Source organism: Flavobacterium sp. GW821-FHT11G01 (assembly GCF_058808175.1).
The window spans coordinates 734,298-741,961 of the sequence record NZ_JBXARK010000001.1 but is presented as its reverse complement, the minus strand read 5'-3'; the positions used below and the strand labels follow the sequence as shown (position 1 = coordinate 741,961).

The following is a 7,664-nucleotide window of genomic DNA, read 5'->3' as shown; positions in this document are numbered from 1 at the left end:
TATTATTATTATTATTATTATTATTATTATTATTATTATTATTATTATTATTATTATTATTATTATTATTATTATTATTAAACCACCAAAAAAAACTCAGTCCCTTAGAGCCTCAGAATTTTAGAAGCTCAAAAAAAATCAATGCTCATGTTCCCCGTCGCCTTTCATCGCCGAAAGCAAATAAAATGCTCCTTCCGTAACAATCTTAGCGTTTGGTGCAATTTCATCTACAAACTTCACTTCCGTAAATCCTAAATCGGTTGTTCCCGGAATTACTTCTATGGCTTTAAAATGAATTTCTTTCTCGTGATTTTCTTTGTTTTCGGATTTCTTTTGATGTTCTTCTTCTTCAACAAAAACAAAATACTTATCTGCATTTCGAACCACAGCGTCTTTTGGCAGAGCCGGAACAGTGGCATTTGTGATATTGATATTGGCCGAAACATACATTCCGGGAATCAATCCTTTAGCATCAGCTGATTCAATTTTGGCGTGAACAGCAACGGTTTTGCTTTCATTTGAAAAAGATTTATTAATTCCGAATATCTTTCCTTTGATTGATTTATTGGATTGATTGGTTAAAACAAAATCAATTACCTGCCCTACCGAAATAGATCCCAAATCTTTCTCGTAAACATTTAAATCCAAATGCATTTGGCTGTTATCAACTACTTCAAACAAAGAAATTCCCATTTGGGCATAAGCACCTTTTGCAATGCTTATTTTGCCTACATACCCGTTTATTGGTGCTACAATGGGCACTAGCGAACTACTGCCTTTTGTACTAACATGCAAGGCTTCTAATTTGTTTTTTGCTGCCTGTGCGCGAGCTCTTTCTGCCGCTAATTTTGCTTTCACTTCCTGAAATGTTTTCCTCGGATTTACATTTTCGTCACTTAATGTTTTCTGACGATTGTATTCTAATTGTAAATATTCGATATTGGCTGTAGCCGAATGATATTCTTCCTGCATTTCAATCACTTCCAGATTTTGAATCGTAGCCAGGACTTTTCCTTTATTGACAAAAGTGCCTTCCAAAACAAAAATATCTTTTACGGTTCCGCCTATTAAAGTCGAAACTTCTGCAGAATTTTGAGGCGGAACGGTTGTGTATCCATTGGCTTTAATGACTTTATTAAGGTTTCTGTTTTCTACAAAACCCGTTTCAATGCCAATGGTTTTATATTGAGAAGCGGTTAGAGCAACTTCTGTCTGCGATTTTTCTTCTTCGTGTGTTTCTTCTGTTTTTTTCTCGTTACAGCTTAGTAATATGCTATAGGCTATAAGCAATAGGCAATAAGCAGCTATCCTTTGCGAACTTTGCGAAAAAATCCTTGTTGTCTTTGCGGTTAAATTTATCTTCATTTTAATTGTTTTTGATGGATGGAAATTGAAGTTCGATGGCACTTTGATTGTAATTATGCGTCGCTTCTGCATATTGTTTTTTAATATCAATGGCCTGATTTAAAAAACTGATATACGACCAATAACTCATGTCGCCATTGGCATAACTTTTTTGTGCGGTACTGATAATTTGATCTGCATATTGCAAACCTTCATTCTGATAGTAATCGAGTGCTTTTTGTTGTTTTGCAAAGTTGTTTTGCAATTCCTGCTGTTGAAGGTTTAAGGTTAATTTGCTTTTATCCAATGCCAATTGCGATTGCGAAATACTGATTTCAGAAGCTTTGGCTTTCGCCGAATTTACGCCTCCAAATAACGGAATCTGTAAACCGGCCGTAAAACCCTGAAATAACGATTCGGTGTTGATCGTTTGAGCAAAATAACCTAAACCTAATTTAGGTGTTCGGAAGGCTTTGTAAGTATTGGTTTCCTTCTGATAAACCGAAATTTGTTGCTGATAATAATCCGTTAACAAATCTTCTGCTTTTGAATTTCCTTCTTCTTCTTTTATAATAGAATATTGCAAGGCTGTTTTTTCGTCGGGAATAATATTTTCATCTGTCTGAACAAAAAACTGTAACTGCTTTTGGTAAATCGCCAGATCGTATTCTAATTGCGCTTTCTGCGTTTCAATCTCTTTTACTTTCGCTTTAGCACTGATAACTTCAATGTTTCCGCTTTCTCCGGTTTTAAAACGCAATTCGGCATTCTTTAGAAACTTGGTGTAAATATCATTTAATTCCGAGTTTAATTTCTGAATGGAAACGCCGTACAAATATTGATAATACGCCAATGTAACCGCTTTTTCAATTTCATAAGACGATAAAGCTTTACGTTTTTCAGCTAGTTTTACCAATTCTTCCTGCAGTTGTCGATTGGCTTTTGTAATATTTCCGATTGGAAAATATTGCTGTACAGAAACATTATGGTCAAAATCGACACTGTTGAATTGTCCGCCCTGATATTGCACCTGAAGCGGATCTGCCTGAAAAGCGGTCTTTTTTAAGACAGTTTGTTTTTCGATTTCTTTATCGGCTATTTTTAAGTCGATGTTGTTAGATTTGGCGAGTTCTATGGCTTTTTCTAAAGATATTTTGGCTTGCGCCGATGATATTGTACTTGTCAATAGAAGTGCAATTAACCACAGAGAACGCAAAGGAGATTTCACAGAGTTCACGAAGGTTTTTGAGCTAAAATTATATATTGTTTCTTTCATTATCTTAATTTTTATTTTTCTCAGTATTCTCTGTGAAAATCTTAGTGTTCTCTGTGGTAAAACTTTTTTTGCGGTTAAGTCCACGCTCCAATAATAAATACAAAATCGGTAAAACGATTAAGGTCAATAATGTTGCTGAAACCAAACCGCCAATAACAACAGTTGCCAAAGGTTTTTGTACTTCTGCCCCGCCGCTTGTTGATAATGCCATTGGCAAAAATCCTAAAGAAGCCACGGCGGCGGTCATTAAAACCGGACGCAATCTGGTTTTGGTTCCGATTAAAACTCTTTGCAATGGATCTTGAATTCCTTCTGCTTTTAATTGATTGAAATACGAAATCAGAACAATTCCGTTAAGAACAGCAATTCCGAACAAAGCAATAAATCCAATTCCGGCCGAAATACTAAAAGGCATGCCACGCAATAAAAGCGCAAAAACACCACCAATTGCCGATAACGGAATTGCGGTAAAAATTAAACCCGCTTGTTTGATACTGTCGAATGTCAAATACAGCAATATCAATATCAATCCCAAAGCAATGGGAAGCGCAACAGAAAGTCGTTTTGTTGCTTCGATTAAATTCTCAAACTGTCCGCCATAGGTGACATAATATCCCACTGGAAGTTTAAAATCCTGATCTAGCTTTTGCTGAATTTCTTCTACTACACTTTTAATATCGCGTCCGCGGACATTTAATCCGACAGAGATTCGGCGTTTTCCATCTTCCCGGGTTACCTGAACTGGGCCTTGCTCGTAATCGACGGCAGCAACCTGTGAAAGCGGAACCTGCTGACCGTTTGGAAGCGGAATAAACAAATTGCTGACATCGGTAATATCACCACGATTGTCCTGATTCATTCGGACAACAACATCAAACCTTTTGCTCTCTTCATAGATTTTTCCGGCACTTTCTCCGGCAAAAGAGGAACGGATAATTTGGTTGATATCGGAAATATTCAATCCGTATAAAGCGATTTTATTGTAATCGTATTTAATTGTAATTTGCGGCAAACCGGTTACTTTATCAGCTTTTAAATCGCCTATCCCTTCAATATTTTTAATTTTTGAAATTAGCTCGGCCGCTTTGGCGTCCAGAATCTCTAAATCATCTCCAAAGATTTTGATGGCAATATCACTTCTGCTTCCCGTCATTAGTTCGTTAAAACGCATCTGAATAGGCTGAGAAATCTCAATGTTGGCTCCCGGAATAATTTCCATTTCTTCTTTCATGGCATTGGCCAAATCTTCCCAATTATGATATTTACCTTTCCATTCTTTTTTGTCTTTCAAAACAATAATCAAATCGCCGCTTTCAATTGGCATGGGATCAGTTGGAATTTCTCCGCTTCCAATTTTGGTTACAATCGTTTTGATTTCCGGAAATTTCTCTTTTAATAATTTCTCATATTTCGTAGTCGTTTCTACCATCTGCGTAAGCGAACTTCCTGTCATAATACTAGCGTTTATAGCCAAATCGCCTTCTTCAATTGTGGGAATAAATTCGCCTCCCATATTTTGAAAAATGATAAAAGCTAAAGCAAAAAGTCCGAGAGAAATTCCTAAAACTATTTTTTTAAACTGCAACGCTTTATTTAAGAAGGGTGTATAAACAGATTCGAGCCACAGCATCATTCGGTCGCTGAAGTTTTTTTTATGTTCTGTTTTTTTAGACAAAAACATAGCACTCATCATTGGTACGTAGGTTAGCGAAAGTATAAATGCTCCTGCAATCGCAAAACCAACTGTCATTGCCATTGGTTTGAACATTTTTCCTTCTGTCCCGATTAAAGCCAGAATTGGGAGGTAAACAATTAAAATTATGATTTCTCCAAAGGCTGCACTATTTCTGATTTTCGAAGCAGAATTATAGACTTCAATGTCCATTTCTTCCTGTGAAAGCGCAGTTTTATTTTTGATTTTTTGCAGATGATGCATCGTGGCTTCCACAATAATAACGGCTCCGTCGACAATAATTCCGAAGTCGATCGCACCCAGACTCATTAAGTTTCCGCTTACACCAAAGGCATTCATCAAAATCACGGCAAAAAGCATGGCCAACGGAATAACCGAAGCGACAATTAATCCGGCGCGTAAATTCCCAAGAAATAATATCAGGACAAAAATGACAATTAAAGCTCCTTCTAAAAGGTTTTTTGTAACCGTTCCGATGGCATTGTCAACCAATTTCCCTCTATCAATAAAAGCTTCGGCCACAACACCTTCCGGCAAACTTTTATTAATCTGAATCATTCTTTCATGAATTCGGTTGACTACAGCACTGGAATTTTCTCCTTTTAACATCAAAACCAACCCGGAAACGATTTCCCCTTTTCCATCTTTGGTTGAAGCGCCGTAACGCAAAGCGATTCCTTCGCGAACTTCGGCAACGTCACGGACTAAAACGGGCGAACCGTTTCGGTTTTTGACTACCACATTTCCAAGATCTTTTACGCCTTTTGCCATTCCAACACCACGGATAAAAAACGCATATTGATCTTTTTCAATATAAGCACCTCCGGTATTTTGATTGTTCTTTTCTAAAGCATCAAAAATCTCGGTAATCGTAACTCCAAGACTATTTAATGTATTTGGATTTACGGCAATTTCGTATTGTTTTAATTTTCCTCCCCAGGTACTAATGTCGGCAACTCCTTTAATTCCTTGTAACTGTGGAATAATAATCCAATCCTGAATTGTTCTTAATTTTATGGCATCGTATTGATTTTCATAGCCCTTTTTGGCATAAACATCATATTGATAAATCTCGCCTAAACCAGTTGTAATTGGGGCTAACTCTGGTGAACCGGCATATGCAGGAATATTTTCTTCGGCTTGTTTTAAACGCTGAAATATTTGTTCTCTCGCCCAATAAATATCGACATCGTCTTCAAAAACAACGGTTACGACTGATAATCCGAAACGGGAAATACTACGGAGTTCAATAACATCCGGAACTGTTTTTACAGCCTGCTCTAACGGATACGTAATTAATTGTTCGACTTCCTGACTGGCCAAAGTGGGTGCCGTTGTAATGATTTGCACCTGATTGTTAGTGACATCAGGTAAAGCATCTAACGGTAAGTTTTTAAGTGAATAACTTCCCCAGGCGATTAATACAAGGGTAAATAGCAGTATAAAGAACTTATTTCTTATACTGAACTGAATAATTTTATCTAACATTTGAATATATAATGACGTGAGAAATCAGACAAGATTTGTCTGTTCATTTTGTGGAAATCCACAACTCTCTAAGCCTGTTATTTAGGCTATCATTATGCTATTTGAGGAGGTTGCCAAATACTTCCGTAGAAATTAGAAGCAAAAACAGAATTATAATTTGGTAAAGCTTTTGAAATAATGGTAAAAGCTACAGGAAATTCAATATTTTCAGAAAGCTGGTAACTCAAAACCTGAGCTCCACAGCAATTACAAGCACAAAATGGAGAACATAAATCATTGTCTTTATCGTGCGAATGATTGGTTTCTGAAGAAAATTGAGCAGTTTTATGAACGGCGCTATCCACTTCCATATCTGCACAGGGCATATTTGAAAGTGCCATCAAATAAATTGATAATAGTATTGCGATCCATTTCATGATGGTAAAAATAATATTTATTCTGTTACAAAAAATTTAAAATATTGAAAATGATGTTAGTAAACATCATCTCTTTTTTGATAAATGCGAAAAATATATTTTTTATTTGAATTGTACTTTCTTAAAAAAGATTGCAAATAGTAAGAAAATTTATTTAACTTTAACAATAATTAACACACACTTCCCAATTCTAATTTTAAAACACAAAATCCTATTCGATTACAGTACAGACTATAAGCATACATTTCCCTTAAGAATACATTAGTTACCTATTTATTTTTCGCAGTTCTATTAATTAATTTTATAACACTACAATCAATGAAATGTAATACACTAATATCAGCCTCCTTATTATTCTTTAGCATGCAAATTTCTGCTCAGGTTTATACTGATAAAATTGTCGGAAAGAAAAATGAAGAATTAAAAGACAGTCTTAAAGTTGAAAAATATCCTTATGCTCTGCCAATCTGGGGCGAGAAAGTTGCCCAAAAAGGATATAAATTACCCTATTCTGCGGGAGTATCTGTAAACTGGTTTTGGCAAGAATCTGAAATTGTTATAAATGATTTAAATATTGGTTTCAATCATGGTCCCCAATATAACTTAGATGAAATCGTTCGTTTTGACAAATCAACTGTTGAAGCATCAGCATTGACCGTTCGTCCAGATGTCTGGCTTCTTCCCTTTTTAAATGTATATGGGATTTTTGGCAAGGCCAATACCTCAACAAAAATTAATGCCGGAATTTATGTTCCGGATGCAGATAATAACTGGTCTCAAATAGCAAATTTCAGTACAAGAGCTAATTTTAATGCTACTACATTTGGTATTGGTATGACACCGACAATTGGTATTGGAGGCGGATGGTTTGCACTGGATATGAATATGGCGTGGACAGATATTAGTTCTCTTGATAAACCTGCTTTTTCGTATGTTTTTGGTCCCAGATTAGGTAAAACTTTTAAATTCAACAAACCGGAGCAAAATATTGCGGTTTGGGTTGGAGGCTTTAGAGTTCATATTTCCGGCGATACTAACGGAGATTTGCCTCTGTCTGATTTTATAGATTTATCTGATGCGCAGGTAAAAGTAGACAACGGTCTTGCAAAAGTTTCTGAAAATCAAACAAAAGTAGATAACTGGTGGGATGGTCTGACGCCGGCTGAGCAAAAAAATCCTGTGAATGTTGCCAAACATAATACCGCAAATCGTGCGCTTGAAAGAGCCGGAACATTTTTAAGCACATTAGATGGAGCTTTGAGTACAGCTTCGGATTCATCTGTTCAGTATTCGCTTCAAAAAAGACCAAAAGATATGTGGAATTTTATTATTGGATCACAATATCAATATAATAAACATTTAATGTTTCGTGCAGAATGCGGCTTTTTAGGTTCTCGTACACAAGTGCTGGCAAGTTTACAATACCGTTTTGGACTTTAATTCATTA

5 protein-coding genes are annotated in these 7,664 nt (G+C 36.0%); 1 reads left to right on the top strand and 4 read right to left on the bottom strand.

Annotation, left to right across the window (positions count from 1 at the left end; genetic code table 11):
- Positions 1 to 138: 138 nt before the first annotated feature.
- The 4 genes from AC1RRN_RS03270 to AC1RRN_RS03255 form a co-directional block, all read right to left on the bottom strand.
- The gene (locus tag AC1RRN_RS03270) at positions 139 to 1,365 is read right to left on the bottom strand and encodes an efflux RND transporter periplasmic adaptor subunit (protein WP_492965927.1); all 1,227 of its coding nucleotides are present in this window, start codon (positions 1,363 to 1,365) and stop codon (positions 139 to 141) included.
- Position 1,366: 1 nt separating this feature from the next.
- Positions 1,367 to 2,620, bottom strand: coding sequence for a TolC family protein (locus tag AC1RRN_RS03265; RefSeq protein WP_492965926.1), 1,254 nt, complete (start codon positions 2,618 to 2,620; stop codon positions 1,367 to 1,369).
- A gap of 4 nt (positions 2,621 to 2,624) precedes the next feature.
- Positions 2,625 to 5,801, bottom strand: a complete 3,177-nt coding sequence (locus AC1RRN_RS03260; protein WP_492965925.1) for an efflux RND transporter permease subunit — start codon at positions 5,799 to 5,801, stop codon at positions 2,625 to 2,627.
- A 92-nt stretch (positions 5,802 to 5,893) separates the two neighbouring features.
- Positions 5,894 to 6,217: a DUF6660 family protein gene (locus AC1RRN_RS03255; protein ID WP_492965924.1), complete on the bottom strand. Its 324-nt coding sequence runs from the start codon at positions 6,215 to 6,217 to the stop codon at positions 5,894 to 5,896.
- A 318-nt stretch (positions 6,218 to 6,535) separates the two neighbouring features.
- Between AC1RRN_RS03255 and AC1RRN_RS03250 the strand changes: the two genes are divergently transcribed.
- Positions 6,536 to 7,657 carry a hypothetical protein gene (locus AC1RRN_RS03250; protein ID WP_492965923.1) on the top strand — a complete coding sequence of 374 codons (1,122 nt, stop codon included), beginning with the start codon at positions 6,536 to 6,538 and terminating at the stop codon, positions 7,655 to 7,657.
- The last annotated feature ends 7 nt before the right edge of the window (positions 7,658 to 7,664 follow it).

Bases quoted from the DNA above. Each gene is read 5' to 3' on its own strand.
- AC1RRN_RS03270 (WP_492965927.1), bottom strand. From the start codon at position 1,365: ATGAAGATAAATTTAACCGCAAAGACAACAAGGATTTTTTCGCAAAGT.
- AC1RRN_RS03265 (WP_492965926.1), bottom strand. From the start codon at position 2,620: ATGAAAGAAACAATATATAATTTTAGCTCAAAAACCTTCGTGAACTCT.
- AC1RRN_RS03260 (WP_492965925.1), bottom strand. From the start codon at position 5,801: ATGTTAGATAAAATTATTCAGTTCAGTATAAGAAATAAGTTCTTTATA.
- AC1RRN_RS03255 (WP_492965924.1), bottom strand. From the start codon at position 6,217: ATGAAATGGATCGCAATACTATTATCAATTTATTTGATGGCACTTTCA.
- AC1RRN_RS03250 (WP_492965923.1), top strand. From the start codon at position 6,536: ATGAAATGTAATACACTAATATCAGCCTCCTTATTATTCTTTAGCATG.